This is a genomic window from Enterococcus sp. DIV0691 (assembly GCF_051711145.1).
GTDB lineage: Bacteria > Bacillota > Bacilli > Lactobacillales > Enterococcaceae > Enterococcus_B > Enterococcus_B hirae.
Genome location: NZ_JBIOLY010000001.1, coordinates 134,374 through 149,102, shown reverse-complemented (window position 1 = coordinate 149,102; position 14,729 = coordinate 134,374). Strand labels below are relative to the sequence as shown.

The following is a 14,729-nucleotide window of genomic DNA, read 5'->3' as shown; positions in this document are numbered from 1 at the left end:
TCGTTGATTTACAGCTGTTTTTTCAATTCATAGAGTTGATTCAATGCATCCATTGGTGTCATTTCTAACAGATTCATTTGTTTCAATGTAGAAATAACTGCTGTCTCGGCATCGCTTAATTCACTGAACAAGGACAGTTGTTGCGTTTCTTCTTGTTCTATCGATACAGTATCAGTTACTGGTTGTGCTATTGCTTCAAGCGGTTCACTTGGAACAGCCACGGAATGATGGCTCACTTCTCCTGATTCTAATGTATGCAAAATATCGGCAGCTCTTGCTAATAAATTAGAAGGTAGCCCTGCAATTTTCGCTACATGGATCCCATAGCTTTTATCAGCTGGGCCATCCATCATCTTATGCAAAAATACTACTTCGCCGTCTTTTTCAACAGCCCCTACGTGTACATTTTTTAATTGAGGTAATTCTTGCTCTAGAACTGTTAACTCATGGTAATGTGTAGAAAAGAGCGTTTTTGCTTGTACATGTTGATGGATATATTCAATGATCGCTTGAGCTAATGCCATTCCATCATAAGTCGCAGTTCCTCTACCTAATTCATCAAAAAGAATTAAGCTGTTTGGTGTTGCATGCCGCAACGCTTGATTGGCTTCCATCATTTCCACCATGAACGTACTTTGTCCAGCAATCAAGTCATCACTTGCACCAATCCGAGTAAAAATCCGATCAAAAATTGGTAAAATCGCTTTTTGCGCAGGGACGAAGCACCCCATTTGAGCCATTAAAACAGTTAATGCTAACTGACGCATATACGTACTTTTCCCTGACATATTCGGTCCAGTTATCAATAAAATCATTTCGTCTTCAGCCATATCCACACTATTGGGAATATATTCTTGATGTCCTAATACTTTTTCAACGACTGGGTGCCGACCTTCTTGAATCAGTAATTGGTGTCGATCCGAGACCATCTCAGGACGAACATATTGGTATCGCTCACTGATCGTAGCAAAACTTTGCAGAACATCGGCTGTACTGATTGATTTTGCTAAAATTTGTAATGGTTTGATCGCTTTTTTGACTTCTTCTCTCACTGCTAAAAACAGCTGATATTCCAAATCAACAGACTTTTCTTCTGCTTCTAAAATTTGCGTCTCTAACTCTTTTAATTCTGGTGTGATAAAACGCTCTGCATTGGCCAATGTTTGTTTACGTTCGTATTTTTCCAGTTCAACATTTGCCAGATTCGCTTTAGTGATTTCGATATAATAACCAAATACACGATTAAAGCCAACTTTTAAATTTTTGATCCCAGTCTGCTGACGTTCTCTTGCTTCTAACTCTGCTAGCCACTGCTTCCCATTAGTCATCGCAGAACGGTACGTATCTAACTGATCATTAAATCCATCTTTAATGATATTCCCCTCAGTAATTTGTAGGGGCGGGTCTTCTTGAATTGCTTGATCAATCAAATGAACCAGATCATCCATCGGTTGCATTTCCTTCAATAAGTCAGTCCACTGACCTTGATCGATCCCTTCGATCAGTTGACGAATCAACGGTACTTGTTCTAAAGAAGTCTTTAATTGAATCAAGTCACGCCCGTTGACATTTCCAAAAGCCACTCTTCCTGCTAGGCGTTCTAAATCATAAACCTTCGTCAATGCACTTTGTAGATCAAGTCGTTCAAAATAGCTATTCAAAAGAGAAGCTACCATTTCTTGTCGTGCCTTGATTTGATTGAGTTGAATCAGCGGACGGTCAAGCCATTGTTTCAGTAAACGCCCGCCCATAGCTGTTTTCGTTTCATCTAGCAACCATAAAAGCGTGCCGTGTTTTTTTCCTGTACGTATGGACTGGCTTAGTTCGAGGTTAAACTTAGAATAGTAATCCATTTTCAAATAGTGATCCGGTTGATACTCGATCGCTTTTTGGATATGCGCAAGACTTCTTTTTTGTGTCACTGCTAAATAAGTAAGTAATTTTCCGGTCACTTCTTTTTCAAGTGGATCGGATAGCTCACTGGTTAAGAAATTAAACTCTGCATTTTCTTCACTTGTTTCTTGTTTTGAGAAAACTAATCCTAATCGATTCTTTAATTGCTCAGCAAGTTTTTCACTAATTTCATTTCCTAAAACAAGTTCTTTTGTTTGCAAAGCCGTCGTTTCGTTCAGTACAGCTTCTTCATCAAACAAATGAGCAGTTTTTAACTCCCCTGTGCTTAAATCAGCGTAGGCAAATCCAAATTCGTTGCCTTGGCTAACAATTGCTGTCAAAAAATTATTGTCTTTAGCAGATAGTCCCTTACTATCCATGACTGTTCCAGGTGTCACTAATTGAATCACTTCACGTTTAACCATCCCTTTGGTGGTCTTAGGATCTTCTACTTGTTCACAAATAGCCACTTTATAGCCTTTTTCAATTAAAATATCAATATAGCCTTGTGCTGCATGATGGGGTACTCCACACATTGGGATTGGTTCGTCTGCATTACGATTCCTGCTGGTTAATGTTAACTCTAAAATTTGAGACGCATTGATGGCATCTTCATAAAATAATTCATAAAAATCACCTAAACGATAGAACAAAAAAGCATCTTGGTATTGGGCCTTGATGCTTAAATATTGTTCCATCATTGGAGTATTCTTAGTTTTTTGAGGCATTGTCTTCCTCCTCTATCCAATTATTGATTTCATCTTGCAGCATTTTCGTCAAATGATGCAATAAATCATTTGCTTCAAGCAATTGTTTCCGATAAGCTACTACGATCGGATGTTGATCAAATTGTTTCGTCAATTGTTCAACCCGACCATTCGCTTCTTTTTCTGCTATTCTTTTCCCATAATAAGCATAGTTTGCTGCTTCTTTTTGTGCAGATTTGATATCTTCCGTTAACTTTTCTAAATAGGAACTAGTTTGTACTTTTCGCTCTAGTTCGTGGTAGCGGATGATCGTTTCATGTTCACTTAAAAGTTGAGCTAATTTATCCGCTTCTCGTTGAATATTCGGCTCTTTATGCAAAAGATGTCTCACTTTCTATTCTAAAAATGGACGGTCCTCGTTGATCTGGATTAATTGGATGGTTTTCGCTTTACCAGTTGCATCGTCAAATTCCAGTAAACAGCCACTCAAAATACCTCGTCCTCGTTCAACGACTTCAAAACGTTTCGGCAAAGCTGTTAAAAATTTTTCGATAACTGGTTCTCGGCGCATACCTAAAATTCCGTCATAAGGACCTGTCATACCTACATCAGTTAAATAGGCAGTTCCCTGCGGTAGAATCCGAGCATCATTGGTTTGTACATGCGTATGGGTCCCAATGACCGCTGAGACTTTTCCATCTAAGAACCATCCCATGGCTTGTTTCTCACTTGTCGTTTCTCCATGAAAATCAACGAAAATGATTGGCGTTCTTTTTTTTGCTTCGGCGATCAAGCGATCCATCTTGCGGAACGGATCATCTAAGTCGACCATAAAAGAACGTGCTTGCATGTTGATTACAGCTAGTTCTACTTGATTGACTTTCACGAATACCATTCCTTGACCTGGCGTTCCTTCAGGAAAGTTTGCTGGACGAACGATTTTTTTTGCTTGATCGATAAATTCAAAAATATCTCGGTTGTCCCAAGTATGATTGCCCATCGTGACAACATCTACACCGTCTTGTAAAAACTTTTTATAAATTTTTTCAGTTATTCCTCTTCCAGAAGCTGCATTTTCTCCATTTACGATTGTGACCTGTGGTTGATATTTCTTTTTTAAACGAGGAAGATAGGTTGTAATCATATCTCTTCCCATTGAACCTACTACATCACCAATAAATAAAACCCGCACACGTTTTCCTCTTCTCTTTTAACATCATTCTATATTATAGTTGTTTTTTTGTAGAAAGAAAAGGGCAGAAAAATCCTCTGCGTAACCCTCATCTGAAACTACTAAAAAACTAGCTGAAGTCAGTCTCCAACTAGTTCTTTTTACTATCCTAGATTATACTTGTTTATTTAAATCATGGAAAGTTGCTTCAATGCTTTCCAAATTCCATCTTCATCATTTGTATCAGTAACCAACTTCGCTTCTGCTTGTACCTCTGGAACTGCATTTCCCATTGCAACACCAATGCCTGACATACGCAGCATCTCCCGGTCATTTTGGCCATCACCGAAACTAATGATATCTTCTTGCGCAATTCCGACTTGTTCTGCTAGGTGTAAAATCGTGGCTGCTTTTGAACCGTCATGTGGAACAACATCCACACTTTTTTCATGCCAACGAACAAATCGAATCTTATCGTAACTAGAAAAATGATGATCGTAATTCTGATCAAAAAATGCTAAAGCTTGATAGATATCTTGTTCTTCCACAAAGTACTGATCAAGTTCAGGTAAAACAGCACCAAAAGAATGCATTGCCTCTTCCATCATTCCCACATGATTGGAAGAATAACGTTTGATATTATCTAGACTCACAAAAGCAGTATCGATATTTTTATCTTGTGCTTCTTTGACAAAATTGTCTAATTGTTCACGGTCAAGCAAATTTTTATAAACTTGTTCATGATCTAAAAATCCAGCAGCGCCATTACATAAGATATAATTTGTAAATGCTAGATCTCGGATAACCTCTTGCGCATGGAAACGACTACGCCCAGTAGCAATCGTTACCAAATGTCCTGCTTTACGTAACTTATCCAAGGCTTCTCTTGTGCTGTCTAATGCTTGTTTATTTGTGTCCAGTAGCGTCCCATCAATATCAAAAGCAAATAATTTACGTTTCATTTTTTTAGTCGACTCACTTTCTTATAAATACTTGCTTGCTTCTCTTCTTGTCAAAGCAGACCATTCTTTTGTCAATTGTTCTTTTACCCAAGAAACATTTGTCTTGCTGTAATCGCGCAATGCCCACCCAATCGCCTTTTGAATAAAAAATTCCTTTGAGAAGCGATCTTCAGTAATCACTCGATCCAACAACAGCTGATTGGTAGCTTCTTTAAATCCTAACTGTAACGTAATTGCTATTCGCCGAAGCCAAAAATCTTCTTTTTTTTCAAACAAAAGAGAAACCGTCTCTAATTGTTCCATATGAAGTTTACACCATGTAGCATAAACTTTCCGCCAAGCATCAATCGTATCCCACCATGCTTTTTCCGGTACCAATACAGACAATTCGACCAACTCATCCAATGATAAACGTTTGATGTTTTGTTGAATCAAATCAATCGCCAGGTACTGATACTCCCGTTCTTTTTTTTCATAATAATAGAAAACAAGGAAAAAAGGTCTGGAACATCAAGCACTTTGCTTTCACGCAAAAGTGTTTGTTGCAATTTCCAACGTTCTGGTTTGGGCACACCTGCAAATGAGAACTGATTTCTCATATACATTTCCATTGGATGTGCTTTTTCTTCATTTTTTTGAAAAACTAAAAGTTCCAAGACAGTCCTCCTTGAAAAATCAAGCCCGTATCTTAGGTGACAGCTGAAAAATCATTGTCACTACCTTTTAGTTGCTCTGTAGGTTGAAAATAGGCTGTGCTTACACAAGCATGATCCTTCATTTATTTCTTTTTAAGATTGGTACGTTTATTTTTCATGCTTTTAAAAGATACCCTCTTATTTTATAGAGTGAAACAAGGTTTGTAAAGCGTTTTTAAAGAGAAACGTACTTGACAGTTTCACCTTGTTTCCCTTATACTGGACTTTGTGTAAAATAATGCAGCGGAAAAATAATAATTTCGTCCCTAGTTCATTGCCCCGATTCGGGTTCAATTGCGTAACCGCGGCTGCAAAGGTGAAGATTGAAGAATGGACTACACGATTATGAATTTTTTATCGGATTATTTTACTCCAAAAACTAAATTTATTTTATTGGAGGAAATTTTAATGTCTCGTTATACAGGACCATCATGGAAAATTTCTCGTCGTCTAGGTATTTCATTATCAGGCACAGGAAAAGAATTAGCACGTCGCCCTTACGCTCCAGGTCAACATGGACCAAACAGCCGTGGCAAACAATCAGAATACGGTATGCAATTAACTGAAAAACAAAAACTACGTCATATGTACGGAATGAACGAACGTCAATTCCGTAACTTGTTCGTTAAAGCTAGCAAAATCAAAGAAGGTAAACACGGGGTTAACTTCATGATCTTACTAGAACAACGTTTAGACAATGTTGTTTATCGTCTAGGTCTTGCAACTACTCGTCGTCAAGCTCGCCAATTAGTTAACCATGGTCATGTGATGGTTGATGGCAAACGCGTTGATATCCCTTCATACCACGTTGAAGTTGGTCAAGTGATCTCAGTTCGTGAAAAATCACAAAACATGACAACAATCAAAGAAGCTGTTGAAGCAACTGTTGGTCGTCCAGCATTCGTAAGCTTCGATGCTGAAAAATTGGAAGGTTCATTAACTCGTTTACCAGAACGTGACGAACTATATCCAGAAATCGACGAAGCTCTTGTCGTTGAATACTACAACCAAAGCCTATAATTTTCAAAGCTTTGGCTTACAAGCCCACTATCTATTCGATAGTTGGGCTTTTTTTATGTAGATTTCCCTCTCTCTTTTCTAGCTCTCTTCTTTATTTGAATTTGATTCGCCCGTGTAACTCTCCTAGAATCATATGTTGAGACTTGCCAAAAAGTTCAAAATGAAACAATGTTTAACTGAACATATAACCTATCCTCAAAGGAAGATAGACTAATATTTTGAAGGAATACTTCGTTTATTTAAAAAATATACTTTACAAAAAATAATTTTTCTTATACAATTTCGTTAACTCAGAAAATAAAAATGGTTAACAAAGGAGAACTTATGACAAAATCACTCAAAGAACTCATTCTTGCTGCAGAATTTGCAGCGATCATTGCCGTTCTTTCACAATTCACTTTCCCTCTAGGTCTAATTCCTTTGACTGGACAGACTTTTGCCATTGGTTTAACTGCTACTTTCCTTGGTAAGAGAACAGGAACTGTCTCCGTCTTGATCTATCTTTTATTAGGTCTTATTGGGTTACCTGTTTTCTCGGGGATGTCTGGAGGGATTGGTGTATTATTCGGTCCTACCGGTGGCTATCTAGTTGGTTTTATCCTCCAGTCTTGGCTAATTGGATTTATCATGGAGAAAGTCGGTTCTCGCTATCCTCTGACAATATCCGCAAACTTAGTTGGTTCAGCAGCCGCATTATGCTGTGGCATGCTTTGGTTAATGATCAGTAGCAGTCTTTCTCTTCACACAGCATTTTTAAGTGGATTTCTCCCTTTTATAATCCCTGAAGCAATCAAATCAGTTGCTGCCGCTTCGGTAGGTCTGTTTCTAAAAAAACGGTTGTCTCGACTTCATTTGTTTAGTATGGATAAATAACTAGACAAAACATCTACTCAATTGTATTCCTTTACGACAATTTTTTTAAATAGAATCGTCAATGATTCAAACTGATTATGACACACCCTAATTTTCTTGAATTGTTGATAAGCAAAAAAAGCTTACAATCGTAAGCTTTCAGACTATAGACAAAGTGCTTATTTATAGTGCTTTGTCTTTTTTTATACGTTAAAACAGAACGATCAATTGGAGCTGTACCCGATGCTTTCAAAACAAAGTAGGTTTAAAGTTCTCTATAAAAAAAGAGAAGAAACGATTGAGCGAATATTCAGCACCACAAAAGAATTTCATGGATTACGTTATACCAATCAAATAGGAATTGTAAAAATACACATGAAAATCGGGCTTACTTTTGCTTGTCTAAATATGAAAAAGCTAAATCAAAAAATATCAAGCGAAAAAAGAGTATTTTTCTAAAGAAAAGAAGACAAATTTTTCTTTTGTTTTTGAAAATAGACATATAAAAAAGAGGTTGAGACAAAAGTGTTCAGCATCAAGAAATAAGAAGGAATTTCCGAAAATTGCTTCTCAAATTTTTGGTAAATTTCGGCTTATTTCCGAAGATGCTACTTTTGTCTCACCGTTTATTCGTTTTTTAGAGATACTAGAAGAGACTGAGACAACTTTTGTCCCAGTCCCTTCAATCTAAAAGCTTTCAATCGTAAGCTTTTTTATCTTCTATTTTTAGACTTAGCTAAATCGTCGTTTATTTTTTTAGATCTACTTTTTGTCCGACCCAATAAATGATGACTCCTCCCACTAGCATGGAAGCTAGCTCACCCAAAGCAACAGTTCCCCAAGTGAAGAAAAAGGGTAATTGATAGAATAGCTTCAATTGTCCAGCAACTGTAAACATAGAAAATGCAAAGACCAAAGCTGTAATCACCATTTTTATTTTCATGTTTCTTACTCGTTTCGTTATCTCATAGTTAATCAATAAGACAAGTAAGGTGCTGATACTACCAACTACTACATCAATCAATCCCAATGGTGAGGAAAGATTGGCTAAAGCAACGCCTAGCGTGATAGCCAAAATATACTTTTTATTATAGAGCGACAAATAATTGAACATTTCGGAAAGACGTATTTGAATGGCACCAAAACTGATAACTGACAACACGAATGTAACTGCCACATATAAGCCTGTTACAAGTGCCATTCGAGCAATTTCTGCTGTGGTAAAACGATTAGTAGAACGAATTTTCTTTTGATCCATATTCTTTCTCCTTTACAAGGTCGGGATACAATCGATCATCCTTGTGGTCAAAAATGCCACAAAAGATCTCGTCTCTCTCAACTCTTGGTAATAACTACGACCAAAGGATGGGAATTGACTTCCAACTGAAGTGCCGTAGTGCGAATAAATTCGCTAATCATAGCTTATCTGAAAACAATAAAAAAGACAAAATCATTTTAATAACCAACCACCGTCGATTGGAATGATCGTCCCTTGGATATAGCTTGCTTGAGGGGTCGCCAAGAACAACGTTAATTCAGCAACTTCCTCTGGTTGTGCCCACCGTTTAACAGGCGTTTCATTCGCTACCCATTCCGCCATCTCACCATTTCCTGCAAAATCAGCTGCATTCATAGGTGTTTGAATTGCTCCTGGCGCAATCCCTTTGATACGAATACCTTGAGAAGCATAATCTAATGCTAATTGTTTCGTAAAACCAACGATCGCATGCTTTGCGCTGGTATAGGCAATCCCGCCACCACCACCGACAAAGCCAGCAATTGATGCCATATTGATGATTGTCCCTGTTTCTTCCTCAAGCATGTCTGGAAGGATCAAGTGCGTTAGCTGAAACATACTCTTGACATTAACAGCAAACACTCGATCCCATAAAGCTTCATCTGTTTCCAACAATGGCTGGTACTCATCTAAAATTCCTGCTGTATTCAGCAAGATCGCAACTTTTCCAAACGTTTCGTGACACTGTTCAACCGCCTTTTTTAACAAAGAATGATTCGTGATATCACCTAAAAAATAAGCAAAGGTTTCAGAAAATTGCTGGGATAGATCGTCCATTCGGCCTAATTGCTGATCAAAACCAAACACCCGCGAACCTTGTTCTAAAAAGGCTTTAGCTTGTGCCTGTCCGATACCTGAAGCTGCTCCAGTGACAAAAACAACTTTCTCTGTTAGATCACTGTATCTATTTTTCATTCCACAATGATCCAATCTTCAGCTAAAATGTCACAGACTGTAGGCGCAAAACTGGAAAATCCTTCGTCACTTGTTTTGATTAAAAAGTAAGGGGTAACGGGACAACCGTCAAATTCTTCTCCTGAAACAAGAACGACATACAATTCAAAACCACTCCAACCTTTTCGAATCACTTTATTCCCTTTTTTTAATGCTGGTAAAATTTCTTCAAATGTCATTTATTTCGTTCCTTTCTTTGTCTTTTCGGTCTTGGATCAACACAAATTTTTGGTACAATTGGATATAATCGTTTAACTGTAACTCTCCAGTCACGATAAAGTATTCTAAATCAGACCATGGCTTACGATGCACTTTGCTCGTTGAAAGTAATAAATCAACTTCTCGACCCCGATAATCTGTTGGTAAAAATTTCAAACAATAAACATTTCGAAAAAAGCGATGTAAGTCTTCTATTAACAACTGCTCTTCAAACAGAGGGAAATCTGTCATCAAAAGAATCGTGATCTGCGGTAACTTTGGTGTAAATGCACCCATTGTCTTTAAAACCGTTAAATACCGCCCCATCAAAAAAGACGTATTTTGAAATGCTAGCTGATCCACTTTTTGCTCGGCCTCAAAAAACAAATCGAGCCACTGGATAATTTCACTATTTTCGATCATCAAATGATTTATAAAGTCACTGTCGTTCCCATCAATAGTTTCCTTAGCTTCTGGAAAAAGATAGGCAAATAAATGACTACTAAAAAGATAGGTTTCAGCTTCTTTTGTTAAGGGTTCTTCTGACAATCCTTGTTCCACTTGATAGAGAGCTAATGCTTCTTTTGCTTCATAAAGTGCATGGTAGGGCGGTGTTTGTCTCCTTCGATGGAAAGCAAACATTTCTTCTCGGATGTCTTCATCCGTATAATACTCTTCTCGTGTCATCAAAACTAAAAATAACGCACCTAATTCTTCTTCATTTTGAAAATAGTTAGGAAACACTGGTTGCATCCAATGACAAAATTTTTGAAACATAGGATTATCAGTAATCAGTTGTCGCTTTCGTTCGTTTAACGATACGTAATGCTTCTGAGATTTACGCAAGAAGAAAGCTCCTAACATATACTCTAGTCTTCTTTTTTTGATCTCATTAAGGCGAACATTGAAAAAAGCCATGATTTGTTCAGCAATTTTTTTCACATCTAATTGTGAAATCGTTACAAAAGGCCAAATTTTCCCACGAAACAACTGCCAAAACGTCATGTGAAGGTAAAGCCGGATGATTTCTTCTTCTCCTTGCACCACATAAGTCCCACGTTGTAAATAAATCCCGTAATTTTTTAATTGTTCTCTCCACTCGTTGATCTTTCGACGCGCAGTTGATTCGCTGATATATTGTTTTTGAGCAAATTGATAGATCGTATGAAACTCTTCAAAAAAAATATCGTGCAATAGCTGGTATTTCAGCGTACTTTGCACGAGAAAAATCAAAAAACGCTCATGTTCGATAGAATCAAGCGTATCATAAAAGGAATAGCCAGAACGAGGGGTTTTCATAAACAATGTTTGAGAGCTCTCGTTGAACTGATGGTAATTTTTTGTTAATTCGTTTAAGTACTTAGCGACACTTCTTGCATCTAATTGGACTGTTTGTGCCAGTTCAGCAATCGTGTGCCACTGATGATCCTCGAAACTTTCCAGCAGGAGAATTTTATAATAAAGGTCTTTATCAAATCGTTTTAAATATTCAGATGACAAATACAACTTTTACCACTCCTTTATGCTAGAACGTTTTTTTCATTGTAGCATAAATCCTGGGAAACAACATCAAAACAGGTTAGTAAAAAACTGAAATAATAATGGTAATAAAAAGACGGTCAGCATGCCATTGACGCCAATGGCTAAGCCTGAAATAATCCCTTCGATCTCACCCAATTCGATTGCCTTTGCTGTACCAATCGCATGAGAGGTACTTCCTAACGCAACCCCCTTAGCAATCGGACTGCTGATCTTAAAAAGACGAAAGATATGAGTAGCGATCAACGACCCAAAGATACCAGTAGAAACAACAATTGCAAGCGTGACCGCATTGATTCCTCCCATCGTATGAGAAAGATCAACAGATATCGCTGTTGTCACTGATTTAGGTAGCAGAGAAATGACCATCGCTTTTTTTAATGTAAATAAATAGCCAATACCCACACTGACTAAGCAATTAGCTACGATCCCCGCTAAGATTGCCGCAATGACTGGGAAAAAATTTTCTTTTAGCAAATGAAAATTTTTATATAAGGGAATAGCTAATGCAACTGTTGCTGGCGTAATCATCATGGTCAAAAAATTCCCACCCACATTATAATCCTGGTAACTGATTCCAGAAAAATGAAGAAAAAGAATGATCACTAAAATAGACAATACCAACGGATTGATAATTGGCAATTTATACTTGCGTAAAAATTTATCTGATAATACGTAGACACCTAACGTTAAGCTTAATCCAAATAATGGGTTACGAATAAATTCAGTCAATTTGTTGCTCCTTCCTTTTGATTTTCTGCAACTTTTGGCTACTTGTTTGTTTCAATTGAACAGATTGTAACATTTTTTCTACTACTTCTGCCGTTTTGCCTGCTACGACCATCGTTACGATCGAACAGATCACTACCGCACCTAATAAAATAGGCCAAATTGTCGCAATATCACCAAAATAGTCAAGTAAACCTACCCCTGCCGGGACGAATAAAATCGTTAAATTATTTAATAAAAAATCACCTGTTCCTCCTAAATGCTCAGGCTTTACTAGTCGCATCTCAAAAGCTAGGAACAAAAATAAGATACCTAGGATACTTCCAGGAATTGGTAAATGGAACAATACACGAGTTCCTTCACCTAAAACTGAGAAAAAGAGGATAATAAAAAATTCTTGAAAAAATTTCATCTATGAAACACTCCTTATTGTTAGCTTTCATTTTACTAACAATATTTTTCTGAAATTTTCAAATTGTGCTGTTTCTAAAGTACAATATTTGAAAAATATAGTCGTTTTTTTTTGGTATATTTATAATTAAGGTTGGTGTTTTGTGGGAAAGTTCCGTACGTTGTTTTGGAAGTTGGTCAGATTTCTTTTATACATAGAAATCATTTTTTTATCTGCACTTATTTATGACCAATAAAAACGTCGGATGCGAAGCACTACACCTATTGTGTTGTTGTTTCTTTTTTTTTGCATTTTTATAAATTTTGGAGGTATATATGGATTATTCACTTATGACCCGTCTTGTGGCGGAAATGATCGGTACAGCTTTATTAATCATTCTTGGGAATGGTGCTGTAGCAAACGTAGATTTAAAAGGAACAAAAGGTTATGGAAGTGACTGGATGTTGATCGCTGTAGGTTATGGCTGTGGTGTAATGATGCCAGCAATGATTTTTGGTGGTATCAGTGGAAATCATATTAACCCAGCGTTCACAATTGCTCTTGCCTCAAATGGTTTATTCCCATGGGCTGAAGTATTACCTTATATTGCTGCTCAATTGATTGGTGCCGCAATTGGGCAATTGATCGTTGTAGCTTGCTACAAACCTTATTATGATCAAACAGACGATGTAAACCATGTATTAGGTACTTTCTCAACAATCAACAGTGTTGGTTCTAAATTCAATGGTTTTGTTAATGAATTCTTTGGATCATTTGTTTTATTCTTTGGTGCACTAGGAATTACTAAAGCACCTTTCTTCCAAGACAATCTTGGTACAGCACACTTAGCTCTTGGTTTCTTAGTATGGACGTTAGTTGCTTCTCTCGGCGGACCTACTGGACCTGGTTTGAACCCAGCACGTGACTTCGCACCACGTTTAGTCCACGCATTGTTACCATTAAAACATAAAGGTTCATCACAATGGGGTTATGCATGGGTACCTGTTGTTGCACCGATTTGTGCTGGTATCGTTGCTGTTTTCTTATACAAATTCTTATTTATGGCTTAATTTATCAAAAAAACTTGGAATCACTTCGATTCCAAGTTTTTTTATTTGGAGAAAAAATTGATTTCTGTCCTCTTTTAACCTATGTCATACTAAGTAAGCACGCAAAATAAATCGCAGACTTTACTATTTATTTTATGAATGGAGGAACTCCTATGCCTTACGAAACAGAGCTTCAACGACATCTTGATATATTTGCTCTTTCTTTATCATTAAAGAAAAATAATAGATGGTCTCCGGAAGATGATAAAGTGAATTACCCACTTTTATTTTCTATTTATATTAAAATGATCCAACAAGATGAACAAGAATTTTTTGTACGTAAGCAAGACAAATTAAAAATGATTCAGTCACTCAACCGAAGCAAGGATTTCTATTCTTTTACTCGTCACACACAACTTTTTCATACTTTAAAGCGGATGGTTTCAAATGATCCTCGAGATTTTATTCTTTTGCCCTTATCTTATAGTATAAAGAAAAATAAAAAAAGTGGTCATGTTTCCGGAGCACTCATCTACAAAGAAACGAAAAACTATAGAATTATTCTAGTGGATAAAAGGAAGCACCTGTCAAATTCATCTGTAAATATGGTTAAAATTTCTTCGGAGAAAATGGCTCCCCTTTGTAAAGAATTGTTTGCACAGAGAGATCATCCTAAACTCGAAACTTGTTATGATATTCTGTACAGAATTATTGACCATTCCTCTTCCAACAGCTTTTCGTCACTAGACTATACGATGCATGAACAAAAAGAAGGAAATTGTGTGGTCAAAGAAATAGAAGCTACTGCAAAAACTGCGCTCTTACATTGCCGCCATGACCTTCTCGCTTCTCAAAGTAGAAAAAAAATAAAATGGAGTGATACTTTTGAGATGCATCAACGTCTTTTAACTGCGATCAAAGCAGAATATGGGGAATCTCCTCATCTTGATTATTTATTTGAACTGTACAAACTGAGAAAACTAGCGAATGCGATCAAGGAACCTTTAGCAGCAGAAAAAAACAGAATACATGAAGCAATCAAAAAAATGTTTACCGATCATAACGAAATTCAAAAAATCTTAAAAATAGAGGGACCGACATACCTAAACAAAGCAATTATAGAAGATCAGGAGACAGGAGCATATCCAAAAGATGGTAATACCAAAAATATGATCGATAATTTTGAAAAAATAACTAGCGAAAAAAATAGGAGAGCTAACGAAACAAGAACCGAAAAAATGGCGCCAAAAGACGTATTCATTCGCTAAAGGA

At 36.9% G+C, this 14,729-nt stretch carries 14 protein-coding genes and 2 pseudogenes; 5 read left to right on the top strand and 11 right to left on the bottom strand.

Annotated features, from left to right (window positions below; all coding sequences use genetic code 11):
* Window positions 1–8: 8 nt before the first annotated feature.
* The 5 genes and pseudogenes from mutS to IGJ11_RS00720 form a co-directional block, all read right to left on the bottom strand.
* Window positions 9–2,621 carry a DNA mismatch repair protein MutS gene (gene mutS, locus IGJ11_RS00740; protein ID WP_063626423.1) on the bottom strand — a complete coding sequence of 871 codons (2,613 nt, stop codon included), beginning with the start codon at window positions 2,619–2,621 and terminating at the stop codon, window positions 9–11.
* On the bottom strand, window positions 2,605–2,979 hold the full coding sequence (locus tag IGJ11_RS00735; RefSeq protein WP_010736830.1) for a YlbF family regulator: 375 nt from the start codon (window positions 2,977–2,979) through the stop codon (window positions 2,605–2,607). Before IGJ11_RS00735 ends, mutS begins: the two co-directional genes overlap by 17 nt.
* A 15-nt stretch (window positions 2,980–2,994) precedes the next feature.
* Window positions 2,995–3,792, bottom strand: coding sequence for a TIGR00282 family metallophosphoesterase (locus IGJ11_RS00730; protein ID WP_010720381.1), 798 nt, complete (start codon window positions 3,790–3,792; stop codon window positions 2,995–2,997).
* Window positions 3,793–3,959: 167 nt separating this feature from the next.
* A complete protein-coding gene (locus tag IGJ11_RS00725; RefSeq protein ID WP_010720382.1) occupies window positions 3,960–4,733 on the bottom strand; it encodes a Cof-type HAD-IIB family hydrolase in 774 nt (257 codons plus the stop codon).
* Window positions 4,734–4,754: 21 nt separating this feature from the next.
* Window positions 4,755–5,389, bottom strand: a pseudogene (locus IGJ11_RS00720) (DNA alkylation repair protein).
* Between the two features lie 447 nt (window positions 5,390–5,836).
* Between IGJ11_RS00720 and rpsD the strand changes: the two are divergent.
* The 3 genes and pseudogenes from rpsD to IGJ11_RS00705 all read left to right on the top strand — a co-directional run.
* Window positions 5,837–6,448 (top strand): 30S ribosomal protein S4, encoded by a 612-nt coding sequence (gene rpsD, locus IGJ11_RS00715; protein ID WP_010720384.1) that lies wholly within the window; start codon window positions 5,837–5,839, stop codon window positions 6,446–6,448.
* A 324-nt stretch (window positions 6,449–6,772) separates the two neighbouring features.
* Complete coding sequence (locus tag IGJ11_RS00710) at window positions 6,773–7,321, top strand: biotin transporter BioY (protein WP_207431806.1); 549 nt, start codon at window positions 6,773–6,775, stop codon at window positions 7,319–7,321.
* Between the two features lie 201 nt (window positions 7,322–7,522).
* Window positions 7,523–7,811: pseudogene (locus tag IGJ11_RS00705) on the top strand (transposase); the annotation flags it as partial.
* A 237-nt stretch (window positions 7,812–8,048) separates the two neighbouring features.
* On the opposite strand, the gene IGJ11_RS00700 reads toward IGJ11_RS00705, so the two are convergent.
* The 6 genes from IGJ11_RS00700 to IGJ11_RS00675 all read right to left on the bottom strand — a co-directional run bounded on the left by IGJ11_RS00700 (window position 8,049) and on the right by IGJ11_RS00675 (window position 12,429).
* On the bottom strand, window positions 8,049–8,558 hold the full coding sequence (locus IGJ11_RS00700; RefSeq protein WP_126344832.1) for a QueT transporter family protein: 510 nt from the start codon (window positions 8,556–8,558) through the stop codon (window positions 8,049–8,051).
* A gap of 192 nt (window positions 8,559–8,750) precedes the next feature.
* Window positions 8,751–9,512, bottom strand: coding sequence for a 3-oxoacyl-ACP reductase (locus tag IGJ11_RS00695; protein WP_010736826.1), 762 nt, complete (start codon window positions 9,510–9,512; stop codon window positions 8,751–8,753).
* Window positions 9,509–9,730 (bottom strand): DUF2829 domain-containing protein, encoded by a 222-nt coding sequence (locus IGJ11_RS00690; RefSeq protein ID WP_010720389.1) that lies wholly within the window; start codon window positions 9,728–9,730, stop codon window positions 9,509–9,511. The genes IGJ11_RS00695 and IGJ11_RS00690 overlap by 4 nt, the downstream gene beginning before the upstream one ends.
* Complete coding sequence (locus IGJ11_RS00685) at window positions 9,720–11,255, bottom strand: helix-turn-helix domain-containing protein (RefSeq protein WP_207431805.1); 1,536 nt, start codon at window positions 11,253–11,255, stop codon at window positions 9,720–9,722. Before IGJ11_RS00685 ends, IGJ11_RS00690 begins: the two co-directional genes overlap by 11 nt.
* 63 nt (window positions 11,256–11,318) lie before the next feature.
* Entirely contained in the window at window positions 11,319–12,020 is a 702-nt protein-coding gene (locus tag IGJ11_RS00680; protein ID WP_010720391.1) for an LrgB family protein, read from the bottom strand.
* On the bottom strand, window positions 12,013–12,429 hold the full coding sequence (locus tag IGJ11_RS00675; protein WP_010720392.1) for a CidA/LrgA family protein: 417 nt from the start codon (window positions 12,427–12,429) through the stop codon (window positions 12,013–12,015). The genes IGJ11_RS00680 and IGJ11_RS00675 overlap by 8 nt, the downstream gene beginning before the upstream one ends.
* A 314-nt stretch (window positions 12,430–12,743) precedes the next feature.
* On the opposite strand from IGJ11_RS00675, the gene IGJ11_RS00670 reads away from it, so the two are divergent.
* Together IGJ11_RS00670 and IGJ11_RS00665 are read left to right on the top strand one after the other, a co-directional pair.
* Window positions 12,744–13,478 carry an MIP/aquaporin family protein gene (locus IGJ11_RS00670; RefSeq protein WP_010720393.1) on the top strand — a complete coding sequence of 245 codons (735 nt, stop codon included), beginning with the start codon at window positions 12,744–12,746 and terminating at the stop codon, window positions 13,476–13,478.
* Between the two features lie 134 nt (window positions 13,479–13,612).
* Window positions 13,613–14,725, top strand: a complete 1,113-nt coding sequence (locus IGJ11_RS00665) for a hypothetical protein (protein WP_207431804.1) — start codon at window positions 13,613–13,615, stop codon at window positions 14,723–14,725.
* Window positions 14,726–14,729: the final 4 nt, after the last annotated feature.

What these genes read in the sequence shown, in the direction of transcription:
- mutS (WP_063626423.1), bottom strand. Translation starts at nt 2,621, where the DNA reads ATGCCTCAAAAAACTAAGAATACTCCAATGATGGAACAATATTTAAGC.
- IGJ11_RS00725 (WP_010720382.1), bottom strand. Translation starts at nt 4,733, where the DNA reads ATGAAACGTAAATTATTTGCTTTTGATATTGATGGGACGCTACTGGAC.
- rpsD (WP_010720384.1), top strand. Translation starts at nt 5,837, where the DNA reads ATGTCTCGTTATACAGGACCATCATGGAAAATTTCTCGTCGTCTAGGT.
- IGJ11_RS00710 (WP_207431806.1), top strand. Translation starts at nt 6,773, where the DNA reads ATGACAAAATCACTCAAAGAACTCATTCTTGCTGCAGAATTTGCAGCG.
- IGJ11_RS00700 (WP_126344832.1), bottom strand. Translation starts at nt 8,558, where the DNA reads ATGGATCAAAAGAAAATTCGTTCTACTAATCGTTTTACCACAGCAGAA.
- IGJ11_RS00695 (WP_010736826.1), bottom strand. Translation starts at nt 9,512, where the DNA reads ATGAAAAATAGATACAGTGATCTAACAGAGAAAGTTGTTTTTGTCACT.
- IGJ11_RS00690 (WP_010720389.1), bottom strand. Translation starts at nt 9,730, where the DNA reads ATGACATTTGAAGAAATTTTACCAGCATTAAAAAAAGGGAATAAAGTG.
- IGJ11_RS00675 (WP_010720392.1), bottom strand. Translation starts at nt 12,429, where the DNA reads ATGAAATTTTTTCAAGAATTTTTTATTATCCTCTTTTTCTCAGTTTTA.
- IGJ11_RS00670 (WP_010720393.1), top strand. Translation starts at nt 12,744, where the DNA reads ATGGATTATTCACTTATGACCCGTCTTGTGGCGGAAATGATCGGTACA.
- IGJ11_RS00665 (WP_207431804.1), top strand. Translation starts at nt 13,613, where the DNA reads ATGAATGGAGGAACTCCTATGCCTTACGAAACAGAGCTTCAACGACAT.